Annotated in this window: 15 protein-coding genes; 7 read left to right on the top strand and 8 right to left on the bottom strand. The window is 51.3% G+C overall.

The window, feature by feature from the left end; all coding sequences use genetic code 11:
• Window positions 1-208 precede the first annotated feature (208 nt).
• The 3 genes from QKW35_RS21045 to QKW35_RS21035 all read right to left on the bottom strand — a co-directional run bounded on the left by QKW35_RS21045 (window position 209) and on the right by QKW35_RS21035 (window position 3,056).
• Complete coding sequence (locus tag QKW35_RS21045; protein ID WP_282356328.1) at window positions 209-526, bottom strand: hypothetical protein; 318 nt, start codon at window positions 524-526, stop codon at window positions 209-211.
• 1,038 nt (window positions 527-1,564) lie between these two features.
• Entirely contained in the window at window positions 1,565-1,870 is a 306-nt protein-coding gene (locus QKW35_RS21040; RefSeq protein WP_282356324.1) for a hypothetical protein, read from the bottom strand.
• A 250-nt stretch (window positions 1,871-2,120) separates the two neighbouring features.
• Window positions 2,121-3,056 carry a LysR family transcriptional regulator gene (locus QKW35_RS21035; RefSeq protein WP_282356322.1) on the bottom strand — a complete coding sequence of 312 codons (936 nt, stop codon included), beginning with the start codon at window positions 3,054-3,056 and terminating at the stop codon, window positions 2,121-2,123.
• A gap of 121 nt (window positions 3,057-3,177) precedes the next feature.
• Here QKW35_RS21035 and QKW35_RS21030 point away from each other — a divergent pair, with 121 nt between their 5' ends.
• A complete protein-coding gene (locus QKW35_RS21030; RefSeq protein WP_282356319.1) occupies window positions 3,178-3,807 on the top strand; it encodes a LysE family translocator in 630 nt (209 codons plus the stop codon).
• A gap of 168 nt (window positions 3,808-3,975) precedes the next feature.
• Here QKW35_RS21030 and rarD read toward each other — a convergent pair whose 3' ends face one another.
• The 5 genes from rarD to QKW35_RS21005 all read right to left on the bottom strand — a co-directional run bounded on the left by rarD (window position 3,976) and on the right by QKW35_RS21005 (window position 7,857).
• Window positions 3,976-4,899 (bottom strand): EamA family transporter RarD, encoded by a 924-nt coding sequence (rarD, locus tag QKW35_RS21025; protein WP_282356316.1) that lies wholly within the window; start codon window positions 4,897-4,899, stop codon window positions 3,976-3,978.
• Window positions 4,900-5,304: 405 nt separating this feature from the next.
• Entirely contained in the window at window positions 5,305-6,021 is a 717-nt protein-coding gene (locus tag QKW35_RS21020) for an aspartate/glutamate racemase family protein (protein ID WP_282356315.1), read from the bottom strand.
• 12 nt (window positions 6,022-6,033) lie between these two features.
• Window positions 6,034-7,275: an NAD(P)/FAD-dependent oxidoreductase gene (locus tag QKW35_RS21015; protein WP_282356314.1), complete on the bottom strand. Its 1,242-nt coding sequence runs from the start codon at window positions 7,273-7,275 to the stop codon at window positions 6,034-6,036.
• Between the two features lie 36 nt (window positions 7,276-7,311).
• Window positions 7,312-7,659 carry a RidA family protein gene (locus QKW35_RS21010; RefSeq protein ID WP_282356313.1) on the bottom strand — a complete coding sequence of 116 codons (348 nt, stop codon included), beginning with the start codon at window positions 7,657-7,659 and terminating at the stop codon, window positions 7,312-7,314.
• A gap of 24 nt (window positions 7,660-7,683) precedes the next feature.
• Window positions 7,684-7,857, bottom strand: a complete 174-nt coding sequence (locus QKW35_RS21005) for a hypothetical protein (protein ID WP_282356311.1) — start codon at window positions 7,855-7,857, stop codon at window positions 7,684-7,686.
• 542 nt (window positions 7,858-8,399) lie between these two features.
• Here QKW35_RS21005 and QKW35_RS21000 point away from each other — a divergent pair.
• From QKW35_RS21000 to dctP, 6 genes are all read left to right on the top strand, one after another.
• Window positions 8,400-8,864, top strand: a complete 465-nt coding sequence (locus QKW35_RS21000; protein WP_282356310.1) for a tripartite tricarboxylate transporter TctB family protein — start codon at window positions 8,400-8,402, stop codon at window positions 8,862-8,864.
• 14 nt (window positions 8,865-8,878) lie between these two features.
• Window positions 8,879-10,402 (top strand): tripartite tricarboxylate transporter permease, encoded by a 1,524-nt coding sequence (locus tag QKW35_RS20995; protein ID WP_282356308.1) that lies wholly within the window; start codon window positions 8,879-8,881, stop codon window positions 10,400-10,402.
• 107 nt (window positions 10,403-10,509) lie between these two features.
• A complete protein-coding gene (locus QKW35_RS20990) occupies window positions 10,510-11,460 on the top strand; it encodes a Bug family tripartite tricarboxylate transporter substrate binding protein (protein ID WP_282356305.1) in 951 nt (316 codons plus the stop codon).
• Between the two features lie 258 nt (window positions 11,461-11,718).
• Window positions 11,719-12,651 carry a LysR family transcriptional regulator gene (locus tag QKW35_RS20985; RefSeq protein ID WP_282356303.1) on the top strand — a complete coding sequence of 311 codons (933 nt, stop codon included), beginning with the start codon at window positions 11,719-11,721 and terminating at the stop codon, window positions 12,649-12,651.
• A 97-nt stretch (window positions 12,652-12,748) separates the two neighbouring features.
• Window positions 12,749-13,657, top strand: a complete 909-nt coding sequence (locus tag QKW35_RS20980; RefSeq protein ID WP_282356301.1) for a LysR family transcriptional regulator — start codon at window positions 12,749-12,751, stop codon at window positions 13,655-13,657.
• Window positions 13,658-14,145: 488 nt separating this feature from the next.
• Window positions 14,146-15,164: TRAP transporter substrate-binding protein DctP (dctP, locus tag QKW35_RS20975; protein WP_282356300.1), on the top strand; the 1,019-nt coding region annotated here is incomplete at its 3' end.

Below are 15,164 nucleotides of genomic sequence, written 5' to 3'. Positions count from 1 at the left end.
AGCGGAATCATCTTGGTCTGGTTGTAATCGTAGTGTTTGTAGCGCGCCATCCCTTGCACCATCAGCAGTAAAGTTCGTTGAATCGATTGTAGCGGGAGAAAAGTCCGGCTGCCAAGGGCTGCGGGACTTATCCGACAGCCTCAACGCTTACTGCACGGGCGAGCGAAGCGAGTCCAAGCCACGAAGTGGCTGACCGTGCCCGTACTTGTTATGTTTTCAGTTCCTTAATTCGGTTTTTAACTTTCTCGATATCCACTGAAACATATTTAGCGAAATATGGAACCTGACTTTTGGCTGATTTGTAGTACATACCGAACCCTATAAGCAGGCCCGATATGACACCACCGAAAACGCCGTAGAATGATTTCAGTGAGTAGTATTCAACGATAACCGGGCTCAAGAAAGCCACCAACACCCCCAAAAGCTTCAAGGCCATACTAACTTTTGAGTAGAACCGCTCCCTTTCAGAGGGATTACTTTGAAGCTTGACGAACTCCTCAAGCGTGCACAATTCCATATTCTTCATGATCATCCTTGTAAACATAACGTCGCGCTAAAGGGCTGGCCAAGCGTAGCTTGGGCAGTCCGGTGAAGGGGCGAAGCCCCGGAACAAATTTGAGCGCCTTGTTATAAACCATTAAGAGCCCCCCCTCTGAGAAGCGTAATCAGTGCAAAAATGCCTGGCGCAGAAAGCATTAAAGACCAGCGTAACTTATAGATCTTGGTGGGGGGCAGTTTGTCAGGGAAAACGTACGCGATAGAACCAGCTAGCGTTCCAAAGAACATTGCAATAAGCACCCCGCCACCAGTAGCACCTATGGATAGTGCCGCAGAAAATGCCCCTGCGTTACCCCAATTTGCATCTACGGGTAACATCAGCATCCCAACTATCAGAGCAGTCCCAACTAGGACTGCTACACTCGAGAGTAATGATGCTAAGTATGCTACTCGGTACATAGGCACGGTTTATAACGCTTGTGGCACAGGCGACCGCGCAGCGGTTGTCCAAGCCAGCTTTGCTGGCGGATGTGCCCACCCTTGTTATGGGGAAACTTATGACTCACGAACTCCCCCTGTAAATTCAAGAATATAGTATCCGGCATTTACTATACCCACGTAAATGTAGCCAAGCAGTAGGATATAGACAGCAAAAACCGGAATCCCCTCTATACCACCAGTTAGCTCGGGATTTGACTGTTTCTGAAGGTGAAAATGTATGAGCCAGGAAACACTCTGAATAGGAATAAAGATTATTGGCGCCCAACATGTAAGCTTTCTCATTCCCCAAGATGTAGATATTTTCCCAAGCCATAAAAAAATAGTTACCCCAAACAAGAGGTATGCAGGACCGCCAAACCCCAGTGACATCCAAAGTATTGCAACTATTCCCGATAGACCAGTAAAGGGGAATAACACAACAGGTAGAAGCAGAGGTAACAGTAAACTTAATCTAAAGTACGTCCTTGCACTCATGTTCTGATTGCCCCATAACGCCCAACATAAAGGGCCGGAGCGTAGCTACGGTCCAAGCCAGAAGGGCGACCTTTCATGTTTTTGTTATAAATCATTTAGCAGAATACCCTTTGACAGCTTTGACACACTTGGGGAGTTGGCAATAACTATGCAAGATATAAAGATTATCCTCTTTCGCTTCAGTCAACTTTCGTTGAGCTTCCTGAAGATTGCCTTGCTTAAGAGTTTCTTCAACTTCAGACAAAAACCTTAGTTGGGCGATTGTATTGTCCGAGAGAGTTCTTTCGACTACTTCACCAGCAGCCAAATCCACTGCATGATTAAATGCTCTGACTGCCGCATACGTTCCGCTAACGAACGTGATCAATACTGCTGATACCAAAATCCGTTTCTTCATTCCATCTCTATGCACGTATTGAGTTATAACAGCTAAATAGACGTCAAACTGACGTGTTTAAATACGTCAGCTTGACATATACCCCCGAAATGGATGAGAAGTGAAAGCAAGGCAAGAGTTTGATACATATAGACTTTCCTTGATTTCACACGTGTTCCCATCCGGGGAATGTATCAATTTGACGTCTATCCTTACATAACCCGATAAGACGTGACAACGCCCCAGATCACGATTTTAGTTGGGCGTCACTTCACGTGCGCCAAGCTGCAGGCTGGTTCGCACGAATCCTATCAACCAAATACTGAATAAACACCCGCAAGCGCTGCGGCAGATGCCGAGTTGGCGCATACAAGACCCACACGCCGCCCTGATAGTTCGTAATGAACTCCCAGTCCGGCAGGATTTTTACGATATTGCCAGCCGCAAGATCGTCCCTTGCAGTAAAGTCAGGCAAGGTTCCGATGCCTATCCCTTTCTTTACCGCATCCAACCTCACTTGCGAGTGGTTAGCCGCATAACGCCCCTTGAGTTCGATGGTGGTGGTTTTGCCGTCTTTACGCAGGGTCCATCGAGAATCAGCAAGGTTATCGCCCAGATACACACAGCTGTGTTGTGCCAGTTCTTCCGGTGTTTGTGGTGCGCCGTGTTGTTCGATGTATTCCGGTGATGCGCAAAGCACATGATCTACGCGGAACAGTTCGCGTCCCATCAGACCCGGTGAAGGTTTATCGGTGATGCGGATGGTGAGATCGAGGTTGTTGTCGATCAGATCAAACGGTCGATCATCCAGGATCATGTGCAGGTTTACCTTGGGGTACATCGCCATGAACTCCGGTAACAACGGGTGGATCACGGTGTGGCCCACGGCTTTAGGTACGCTGAGGCTGATATCCCCTTCAATCTCTTCGTTAAGGCCCTGGCTGAATTCCAACACGCCTTCTGCCGCTTCCACCATCTGTTTGCAGCGGCTGTAGACCTCTTCACCGCTGCCGCTCAGGCGCAGTTTACGGGTAGTACGGGTTAGAAGACTGGTGGCGAGTGCGTTCTCCAGTTTAGTTATACTGCGGCTCACCGATGAGGTTGAGCAGCCCAATACGTTGGCTGCGGCGGTAAAACTGCCCTGCTTTACCACTTCCACAAAGACCGCCATTTCGTACATCAGTGCGAATTGCTCATTCTTGCGCATGCTGCAATAAACCTTTCCTAATTCAACCTCTACCCAGCGACTTTTTTATTCTATACGCTAATTAACCGTAAACCACGTGTTGAGTGAACAGCTCAACACCTAAGACATTCACGAGGTAGTTATGGATCTTTTACAAGGTTTGCTACTGATCAGCTCGATCCATTTGCTGGCAGCGGCATCTCCCGGCCCCGACTTTGTACTGGTATCTCAGCAGACGCTGACCCACGGTCGCAAAGCGGGATTCTTGTGCAGTATTGGCATCGCTCTGGGCCTGTCGATCCATATTATCTACTCCAGCTTTGGTCTCGCAGCGATTATTGCGAACTCCGCCACAGCGCTTTGGGTGATCAAGATCCTGGGTGGCAGTTACCTGCTCTATCTGGGATATAAAGGCTTGCGGTCGACACCTGCGCAGGATGTGGCGGCGGATGCTCCGGTCGTACCACAGCAATCGGCACTGAAGACCATTGGTATGGGGTTTCTGTGTAATGCGCTGAACCCTAAGGCGCCGGTCTATTTTGTGGCGCTGTTTACGCTGGTGCTGTCTCCGGATATGCCGTTTTATCAGATTGCGGTGTATGGCGTATGGATGATGCTGATCCAGTTGGGATGGTTTTCGTCTGTGGTGATGCTGCTGTCCAGCCCGAAGGTCAACCGCAAGTTTAAGGCGATTGGCCATTGGATCGATCGAGTGATGGGCGGTGCGATGGTGGCGATGGGATTGAAGTTGATTGTTAGTCGGACGAATTGAGGATCTGAAGTCCTTCGTAGCAGCCCGCTCTGAGGGCGACAATTCAGAGGTTCTTTCTGTCGCGGTCAGAGCCCGCTGCTACAGGTGCCAAATTAAAGCTATGTGGTGTCGCGCTCGGAGAGCGCTGCTACATGTCCGAGAGAAAGCGAAGCAACGCAAAACCGGAGACTAGATCTCCGGTTTTTCCAGGCCAATATTCTGGGCGGATTTGGCGACTTTGGCGCGACGGATGGCGTCGATGGAGAAGACGATAAAGCCAGCCCACACCAGCATAAAGGTGGTGAGACGTTCCATATCGATCGCTTCGCCGAATACGAACACCGCCAGCAGGAAGTACAGCGTAGGTTCGATGTACTGCAGGATGGCGATACTGGACAGGTTTTTCATACGTGCCACACCGAAGGCGAACAGGCCCAGCGGCAGGATGGTCATCGGTGCGGTCAGCGCCAGCAACAGGCGTACATTCTCTTCACCCGCTTCCCAGTGGGTCTCCCCCGCCGCACCAATCAGGTAGAACACAGCAAATGGCACCATCAACAGAGCTTCGGCGGCCAAACCGTTGAGGGTATCAATCTTCACCTGTTTTTTGATTACTCCGTAGCAGCCAAATGCCACTGCAATCCCTACGGTTAGCCATGGAAAGCTGTCGAGATTCATGCAGGCATACAGGAAGCCGGTTGCACAGAGGATCAGCGCCAGCAGTTGCAGGGGCGTCAGACGCTCACGGAAATAGAACACACCGATCAGGATGCTGATCAGTGGTGTCAGAAAGAATGCCAGGCTCACCATCAACACCTGTCCATTGGTTGCACCCCAGGTGTTGAGGTACCAGCTGGTTGAGATACACGCCGTCGACAGGAACAGCCAGAAGAAGGTCTTCGGCTCCATCAGCAGTTTGAACACACGGATTGGGGTCACGGTGACCCAGAGCAACAACGCCATCAACGGTACGGACCACAACACGCGCAGGGCAAATATCTCCATCGCTTCTACCCCACGCAGATGCTGGTAAAACAGAGGCAACAGGCCCCAAACGATGTAGGCGGAGGTGGTCCAGAACAGGCCACCCTGTGGCAGATTTGATGCTTGCATGTGTATTTGTACGGATTACTTTTTCACGAGAACTGAAATGGCGAAGCGCGCATTATCCGTATGCACCCGTTTGGGTCAATTCAAGATTATTTACGTTTACATAAGGGATACTGATATTTCATTCATAGTGAAAAATTCCGCAACATTTACGAAATAATTGGTAAGAATTCGGTGGTTTGACGAGGCAAACAGGATTTGTAGGGCAGCGTTTACGCTGCCGGCAGCCTGATCACCTTCGATGACGACGAGGCTGCCCTACAAAGGCGGGATAGATCAAAAAGGGAAATTAGAAACACAAAAAAAAGCCGGCTCGGGATAAAACCCGAACCGGCTTTTGCGGTGCTCTCTGCCTATCAACAAGAGCCGTGCTGTAGGAAGAAAGAAGATAGAACGCTTATTCAGTTCTTACGCGATCTGACGATCAGCACCTGCCGCCACCATACGGGTGAGGCTGGTCAGGTCGTAGATTGGCAGACCGAACTGCTCCTGCAGTTTTGGTGCAAAGGTCGACAGGTCGGTACATTCGAGGACGATAGCACCCACATCCGGATTTTCTTCCAGCATGTTGCCTACCACACCGCTCAGCTCTTCATAAAACAGGTCCATATCCAGATCGTTGGTGTCGCCGCGCAGGATCACTTCAGCAAACTGCTTCTGGTGCTGCATACCCGCAACCACGATTGGTTCGTCAGCAATGCCAACACCTTTCAGGTGATCTTCGGACAGTGCATCGCTGTTGGCGACAACCACACCTACCTTCTGGTCACGCTTCAGGAAGCGGGAGACCAGCGGCACCTGAATCAGGCTGGACATAAATACCGGGACGTTTACCGCATCGGCGATCTCTTTCTGGTGCAGGGCCAGGAAGCCGCAGCTACCCGTGATCGCTTTCACACCTTCACGCTCCAGCTCCTGAGCAGCTTCGATAAATGGCTTGAGCAGCTCTGGATCACGTTCGCGGATCAGGCGATCAATGGTTGCACCTTTTACGGTGTGATACATGATCGGGAAGTCGAAGCTGGCCGGGTGCTTGATGTGGCCGTCTGGCTTCGGAAAGTAGGATTCCAGGGAGATAACACCGATGGTTATCCCGTAATAGTTAATTCCACCTTTAAGAATCATTTCAGTATCCTTTTATGCGAATCGTGTCGCAGAGAACGGTGACAGGTCTACAGAGGACGCCTGCCCCTGTACACATTCTGTAATCAGTTTGCCGGTTACAGCAGAAAAGGTCAGCCCCAGGTGACCGTGTCCAAAGGCCACTTTCACCCGTGGGTGCTTGTCTACCGTGCCAATCACTGGCAGCGAGTCGGGCGTTGATGGGCGACTGCCGACCCAGGTCGATTTGATCGACGGGTTGCTTCCCAGCATCACCCTGGCATGTTCCAACATGGCATCGGCACGCTGTGGGTTAAGCGGTGCATCCGCGAATGCAAACTCGGCAGTGCCTGCCAGGCGAACACCACCATCCATCGGCGTCAGGAAGACCGCTTTATCCAACCAACCCACCGGGCGACTCAATTCTTTGTCACCGATATCCAGTGTCAGGTGGTAGCCGCGCTCGCTCACCATCGGCATCTTGATACCCATGCTGGCCAAGATCTCTTTTGAGGCCACACCGGCACACACCACAACCTGGTCAAACTTCACGGTGTCACCGGTTAGGCGTACGGTGACATCATTTTCGCCCGGTTCTACCGCCTGCACCTGATTTTGCACGATCACCCCACCGTTGGCAGTGAAGTGGTCGGCGTAGCGGCGACACAGCTGCACCGGGCTAACGGTGAACCGTGTGTCAGGATAAAAAACGCCACCGGCATGAAAATCAGCTAAGTCCGGTTCCAACTCTCGAACCTGGTTGGCATTCAGGAACTCAAGGTTTACACCCTGATCTCTACGTTCCTGTAAATCGCCTTGCTGCGCGGTGGCAAAACCTTCCTCTGTAGCAAACAGCCCCAAACAACCTTCTTCTTTTATAAGGTCCTGTGCACTGGTCAGGTCCAACAGCTCCTGGTCGGCCTGGCGCGCCAGTTCCTGCAGAGACTTCATTGCAGCTTTGCCCTTCGCATACTTCGCTGGGAAACAGGCTTTAAAGAATTCCCAGCCGTACGGCATTAATGAAGGCAGATAGCTCCCCTGCATGGATAGCGGGCTGGTTTTATCCAGCAGCATTCCTGGCATCTTGCGCATCATCGCAAACTTGGAAAACGGCAAGCGGGCATAGTCAGCAAACAAACCGGCGTTGCCAAAGGAAGCCCCCATACCCGGGGCTTCTTTATCGATCAACGTCACGTTGTACCCTGCTTTCTGCAGATGCAGTGCAGTTGCGAGGCCAACAATGCCAGCCCCGAGTATTCCTATATGTGAACTTTGCATACACGCTACGCGGCAGCAGTGCCGCGCCTCAAAAACTTAAGGATTGGCAGCTACGACCTGGATCTCGACCAGCAGCTCCGGGCGGGCCAGACGGGATTCAACACAGGCACGTACCGGTGCGTTTTCGCTGTCGACCCAGGCATCCCATACTTCGTTCATCTGTGCGAACTGGCGGATATCGGATACCCAGATGTTGGCGCTGATCAGCTTACTTTTATCAGTGCCTGCGTCTGCCAACAGCGCATCGATCTGATCCAGGATCTGACGAGTCTGACCTGCCATGTCTTCTGAAGGATCTTTTGCAACCTGACCGGCAGTCCAAACCAGGTTGGCGAAGCTCACCAGCTGACTCATGCGTTGATTGGAATGTTGGCGTTGGATCATCTTTTACTCACTTGTTATTGGTTGTCACAGCTGGCTATCGCGGTTGCGTAATGGCACACGGGCCAGTTCTTCCCTGATTTCGTCTTTTGTCTTTTGTAGGCGCACTGCAACAGTGCTGATCAAACAGCAGCCTGAATCCAGAAGTGTGTAACCGATGCCCACTTGTGGCGGGATATGGGTGTCACCCTTGTTCAACAACAGGGATTACCGAAACGGATAAGAGAAGGGTTCGAGATGCGATGTGATCAGACGGGTAATGTCATGGATCACAAACGATACGTACACCGAGGTTCTTCTTTTATTGTTATGTTCGGCCTGTCGTATTACACGATTCAGGTCAGAGCCTTGATGCAATTTATTATTTGCTTCGACAAACATAATGCCAAATCGTAAATATTTAACATGTCATCAGATTTGCTTATGTTTGTATTTTTGAGGCTTTTGTCCTGCCCTCGATAGAAAGCCAGAAACCGCTCAGCCAATGCCCCTACCTATTTACTGCCTATAGTAAGAAATGAGACGCCCCTGATTATTTAGGAGGCGCTCCAAAACATAAGCCAAACTTATATAATCAAATATTTTTTCGAATTATATATATATTCGGTTTATTTACACTGGATAAATCAACGGCCTATGGCGTGGGTAATTCCATAACCACTACGGCAAGGAACACCCACCAAAACCACCGTGTGAACGGTTGGTGCAGGCCGATAAAAATAAGAAATACTTCAGGTATTACAATGGACAGAAGAAAAATAGACGTCGTTCTATCGACGTTTTTGATCATCGCTTCGGTGATCATCCTAACCAACGACAACCTTGCTGAGGGTGGCGCTGACAGCGAAATGGGCATTCTGTTCCTGCCCCGCGTCGTCGCAAGCTTTATCATCATCTTCGCCGCAACTATCGCTATCCAATCCTTCATGAAGCTGTCCAAAGGTGCAGCGATGGAAGGCCAGGAAGTGATTACCACCGACGGATTCTCCGGCATCTTTATCTATGTTGGTATCTTCGTCGCGTACTGGCTGGCCGTACCTCACTTTGGCTTCATGGTTACTACGCCATTTGTCATGCTCGGTGTCGCTTATCTGCTGGGTGGCCGTAACTGGCTGCCGATCATCCTGATGTCTGGTATTACCCCCGTACTGATCTATTACGGATCTCGCGAATATCTACGGGTATATCTGCCAATCTGGACGCTGTAAGGGGAGACAATCAGATGTTCGATAATATTCTTAGTGGTTTCTCGGCAATTCTGGCAGTAGGCCCGATTCTGGGCATCATTGTCGGTGTTGTCATCGGTATCACCTTTGGTGCGATTCCGGGCATTTCATGTATCATGGCGATCGCCATCATGCTGCCGATGACGTTCTACGTTGATCCAATCATCGGTATCACCATGCTACTGGCGGTCTATAAAGCCGGTATCTATGGCGGCTCAATCTCCGCGATCCTGATCAACACACCTGGGGCGGCTGCATCCTTCCTGACGGCTCAGGATGGTCATGCACTGACTAAGGCCGGTAAAGCGGGCAAGGCACTGGACATGTCTCTGTTTGCCTCCGTGTCCGGTGAGATGCTGGCCACGCTGGTATTGATCCTGGTCGCGGCACCGATCTCTGCAATCTCATTGCAGGCCGGTCCGATTGAGAAAGTGTTCCTGCTGCTGTTCGCCTTCACCGTGATCGGTTCTATGGCAGGTGAATCCATTCCACGCGGCCTGCTCTCCTGCTGTCTGGGTATGCTGTTCGCGATGGTGGGTATGGACTCCATCACCGGCTCCTCCCGCTTCACCTTCGGTATCGACGAGTTGATCGGCGGCTTCACCTTCACCCCAATGCTGATCGGTATTCTGGTTATGCCCGAAGTGATCAATGTGATCCGTCGACGCAAGGTGCCACACCATGAGCTAGCGATCACCCAATCACCGAACCCTGCGGACAACCACATCAGCTTCAAAGAATTCCGGGGTGTATTCCGCACCATTCTGAAATCCAGTGGTATCGGTACCTTTATCGGCGCCCTGCCAGGCTTGGGTTCCAGTACTGCGGCATTCATTGCATATGGTGAAGGCAAACGTACCTCCAAGAATCCTGAGCAGTACGGCAAAGGTTCTGTAGAAGGTATCGCTGCAGCGGAATCCGCTAACAACGCGGTATGTGGTTCCAGCATGATCCCAATGCTGACCCTGAGCATCCCGGGCGATGACGTTGCAGCACTGCTGATGGGTGCGTTCCTGATCCACGGTTTGACGCCGGGCCCGATGATCTTCTTCGAACACACTGAAACCATCTACGCGATCTTCGCAGGCTTCCTGATCACCGATCTGTTCCTGCTGGGTATCGCTCGCTCTGGCTTCAAGTTCTTCGTGAAGATGGCATCACTGAAACGTTACTTCATCTTCCCATGCGTGACCGTGTTCGCCTTTACCGGTGCATTCACCGCCGGTCAGAACATGGATGACATCCTTGTACTGATCGCCTTCACCGTATTGGGTTACGGCATGCGACTGGTAGGACTGAATCCGGCGGTATTCATCATCGGTTTCATCCTGACACCGTTCCTTGAGCAGAACCTGGATCAGGCGTTTGCCATCGTAGGGGACGATTACGCCAAGTTTTTCGCTTCTCCATTCAGCTGGGTGTTTATCGCTCTGTCCGTATTCTTTGTTTACTCAAGCATGCGGGCAAAACGGAAAGCCTCAAAAATCCCAGCTCCGGCGGCTGAAGAAAAGCCAGCCTAAGCAGTAAAACAACCTCCTTCACAGGGCGGTGACGTAACCACACTAAAAGGCCGTGAGCCCTGTGAAATACAACAAACGTAAATAAAAATAAATCGAAGGAAGTTAGTATGAAAAGCACTAAAAAAACCCTGCTATCCATCGCTACCGCAGTAACCATGACCTTCGCAGCGGGCGCTGCCATGGCTGACTACCCAGAAAAACCAATCAAAGTGATCGTGCCTTGGGGTGCTGGCGGTGACTCCGACCTGACGACCCGTATCTGGGCGGATGCCGTTGAGAAGGAGCTGGGCGTTCCTGTTGTTGTTATCAACAAAACAGGTGGCGGCGGTGTTGTTGGCACCTCTTTCGTTGCGCGTGCAAAAGCAGACGGCTACACACTGATCAACGCTGGTGTGAGCAACATGATGGTGACACCTAACTTCACCAACACCCCTTACAACTTTGACACCTTCACGCCAGTTGTGAAATACACCGCTGTTCCTCCGGCAGTTGTAGTAGCTAAAGACAGCCCGTACAAAAGCTTTGATGACTTTATCAAAGGTGCGCAGAGCAAAACTGTAACTCAGGGCTCTTGGGGTGCTTCCTCTTCCGGTACTATCATGGCGAACATCATCGCTAACCAGTCCGGCTACAAGGTGAAGTACGTACACGGTAAAGGCGCTGCGGACTCCATGGTTTCCGTTGTGGGTGGCCACATCGATTCTGCTGTGTCCTTCCCTCCGGCGTTCGGTCCTCACGTAAAAGCTGACCGCGCACGCGTTCTGGTAATGGACCAAAAGATGGACGCATTCCCAGGCGTACCTACGTTCGCTGACTACGGCATTAAGGGCAGCTTCGGCGGCTGGTCCGGTGTATTCGCACCTGCAGGCGTACCTCAGGAAGTTGTCGACAAGCTGACTGCAGCGACTGCAAAAGTCATGAAAGATCCTGAAGTGCTGAAAGCGTACGAAAATATCGGCGCACTGGTAGATTTCCGCCACGGTCCTGAGTGGGTTTCTGACCTGAAAGCGACCTACGCGATCTACACCGAAGAAGCAGCGCGTACTAGCAAGAAGTAATCGCCTCTTCTGAAATGGCTCCCGGCTCTGCTTCGGCATCCGGGCAGCCGCTCTACCTTCCCCCCGCTTTCCTCCTTCGCAGTATCAAAGCTTCACCGCTCGAAACACTCTCCTTTTAGGTCATGAGCTACAAAATCGACTCAACTACGTTCCCACGGACTGAATGGTTGCGATACATTTGAGTTACGCATATAACATAACGTAACGTTCAATTTTCCAAGCCAATCATCAGCTGAATTAATATTCTAAGGCAACGCTATGAACCTCAAACAGATGGAAGCCTTTCGTGCGGTAATGCTTACCGGTTCGGTTTCGCAGGCAGCCAAACACCTGTTCCGCACCCAACCGGCAGTAAGTATGATGATCAGCTCACTGGAAGATGAGATCGGTTTCCAGCTGTTCGAGCGCCATAAGAAACGTCTTTACCCCACCCCTGAAGCCAACTACCTCTACAAAGAGGTAGAAGCGATCTTTGCCCGTATTCAGGATGTGAGCCAGACCGTTCAGGATATTCAGAATAAGCAGTACGGCTTCCTGCGTATTGGTTGTATGCCGGGCCCATCTAACTTCTTTGTACCTGACGTACTGGCTGACTTTCTGGAAGAACACCCTAAAGTACAAGCATCGCTGCAAACACGTACCTCTGATGCCGTAGTGGAATGGATCGCGTCTAACCAGTACGACCTGGGTTTAGCGGAGATGTCCACGCACCAGTCTAACCTGGGCAAAAATCAGATGTTCGAGCTGAAGTCGGTGTGTGCGCTTCCAGTTGATCACCCATTAGCAGGTGAAGAGGTCATCACACCAGCGTTGCTGGACGGTGAGCCCATGATCACTCTGCATCCGGATCACATGATCTTCCACGATCTGATGCAGATGTTTGAAGCCAGCGGCCACCGCATGAACGTACGTTTGCAAACCCGCTTTTATATTCCCGCGCTGCAGTTTGTAGAGCGTGGACTGGGTGTATCGGTGATGGATCCAATATCCGCCTACAGCTACACCACCTACGCCCGCCCCGGCAAAGTGGTATTTCGCCGCTTTGAACCCGATGTATTCCTGCGTGTTGGCATGATGTTCCCGGCAGATACCCCTTCTTCCATGATCACCATGGAGTTTGCCGATCTGCTCAAGCAGCGCATTGAGGAGGTGATGGAGAAACCGGAGATCTATCTGGACTGGGGTAAATAACACGGTCCGCTCGTTATTTACTAGGTTAACTAAAAATATATGTATAAAATTGTTAGGTAATATTTGAGTTAACTTTATAACGTAGTGGAACGGGCAGATGGCAAAGAAAAGTGAATTCAAAGGGCAGATCAGTGATGTCGATCTGCGCATGTTGCGCATCTACAAAGTGGTGGTCGAGTGCGGCGGATTCTCTGCCGCCGAAGTGGAACTGAACATCAGCCGTGCTGCGATCAGCATCGCCATGTCCGACCTGGAAACCCGCCTCGGTTTCCGCCTCTGCCAACGCGGCCGTTCCGGTTTTTCACTGACCGAAGAGGGCCAGCAGATCTACAACTATACCCTGCAGTTGCTCTCCTCCATCGAAGACTTCCGCACCCAGGTAAACACCCTGCACACCCAACTGAAGGGTGAACTGAATATCGGCATCACCGATAACCTGGTAACCATGCCGAAGATGCTGATCACTAATGCCTTGTCGGAGCTTAAGCAGCAAGGCCCTGAGGTGGTGATCAATATCCGCATGATCCCACCGAACGATATTGAGCTGGGCGTTCTGGATGGCCGTTTACACGTGGGTATTGTACCAACCCTTCGTGCTCTGGCAGGCCTCAACTACTATCCGCTGTATGAAGAGCGCTCCCGCCTGTATTGCTCCCACAATCACCCGCTGTTTTACGTGGCCGACAGCGACATCGATGTGAGCGAGTGGGATGCGGTGGTTCCAGCGTATGCGCAAACCGCGTTGGTAAAAGCCTGCCACCAGCAGTTAAAAGCCACCGCCACCGCCACCGACCGAGAAGGTATCGCGTTTTTGATCCTTACCGGTCAATACATCGGCTACCTTCCGGCCCACTTGGCTAACCAGTGGGTGAATGCAGGCCGTATGCGGGCGATTGATCCGGAAACCTACAATTACGAGACTGATTTTTCGGTGATTACGCGTAAAGGTGCGCGCTCCAATTTGGTGTTGGAGACCTATCTGGAGCACCTGACCGGTCAGGATTAATTTGTTGTGTTAGGCATCGCTGCGCGATGGCTAACCTACGAATCCGTTCGTTTTTCCCCCTTTGTAGCAGCGCTCTTTTATGCCCTGTAGGGTGCCGAGCGCGACAGATATAACCACAATGGTATGTCGCGCTCGGAGAGCGCTGCTACATATCTATTCATCCGCGTAGGTTGGCCATTGCAACGCAATGCCCAACACATTCCCATTTCCCGCTCAATTCTTAACGACCATTTCCCTGTAGGGCAGCCTTCAGGCTGCCGGCAGGCTGAAGGCCTGCCCTACAAAGCCTCCCTTACGCGTTTCCTCTCAACCACTTAACGCATCCCCAATTTAAGTTAAACATTCACTTAACTTGGCGAAAATTATTTCAAATTTAACGAAACATTCACCTATCACAGAATCAATTCATACCTTCTGCCGGTTATCCGCCGGAATGAACAGGGAGGTAAATACAAGAATGACCAGAACAACAAATATTAGAGGTCACTATGACAATTAAAAGCACCTTCAAATCCGTCCTGTCTGCCTGTGCTATCACCGCAGCGCTGACACTTCCTGCAGTAGAAACCGCAAATGCTGGTGACGAGTTCATGCTCGCTCACGCTTACCCTACCGATCACATCTTCCACATGGCGTCTGACTCCTTCATGTCTCAGCTGAAGGCGAAAGGTTCTACCCTGGAAGTGGATTACCACCCGGGCGGCGACTTGGGTGACTGGGCGTCTATCTTCGAGCAGAGTATGGAAGGCGTCGTGCCGATGTCCATGACATTTGCTGCATCTGAATTTGACTCTCGTCTGGACCTGTCCTGGCTGGGCTACGTTGTAGATAACTGGGACGATGCACGCAAAGTGTACGGCCCTAACGGTAAAATGACCGACGTTTACAACGAGATCATGGCAGACCTGGATCTGGTGGTTCTGGGTACCATCCCTACCGGTTTCGGTTCTGTAGCAATCCGCAAAGGCGTTGACCGCATTCCAACCAACTTCCCAGCTGATACAACCGGCATCAAGATGCGCGTACCACCTGTGAAAATCGGTATCGAGCGCTTCAAGAATTGGGGCTTCTCCGCAGTTCCAATGCCATTCTCTGAACTGTACACCGCATTACAGCTGGGTACCGTTGATGGCCGCTCCTTTGGTCCATCCGTTGAAATTTGGCAGATGCGCGACGTACTGGGTGCTTACATCCTGACCCGCGACTACTTCGAACACGCTTTCTGGGTAGTCAACAAGTCCTGGTTGGAAGACCTGCCAGCCGATGAGCGCGAGAAACTGCTGGCCGCAGCCGACGCAACCCTGAACAAGGTTTGGGACGAAGCACAAGCGATCGACGAAGGCTTCCTGGAGAAGGTACGTGGCGCAGGCATCAATGTTGTTGAGCTGAGCCCAGAACAGCTATCCAAAGCAAAAGAGATCCTGTACTCCAAAGAGTGGCCGTACATGGAAGGCATTGTGGGCAAGAAAATCATGACCATGATGCGTGAAATCGCTGGCATCAACTG

This window comes from Pontibacterium granulatum, from assembly GCF_029961155.1.
Classification (GTDB): domain Bacteria; phylum Pseudomonadota; class Gammaproteobacteria; order Pseudomonadales; family Balneatricaceae; genus Pontibacterium; species Pontibacterium granulatum.
The sequence above is the reverse complement of the archived record's forward strand: the minus strand, read 5'-3'. Positions and strand labels throughout refer to the sequence as shown.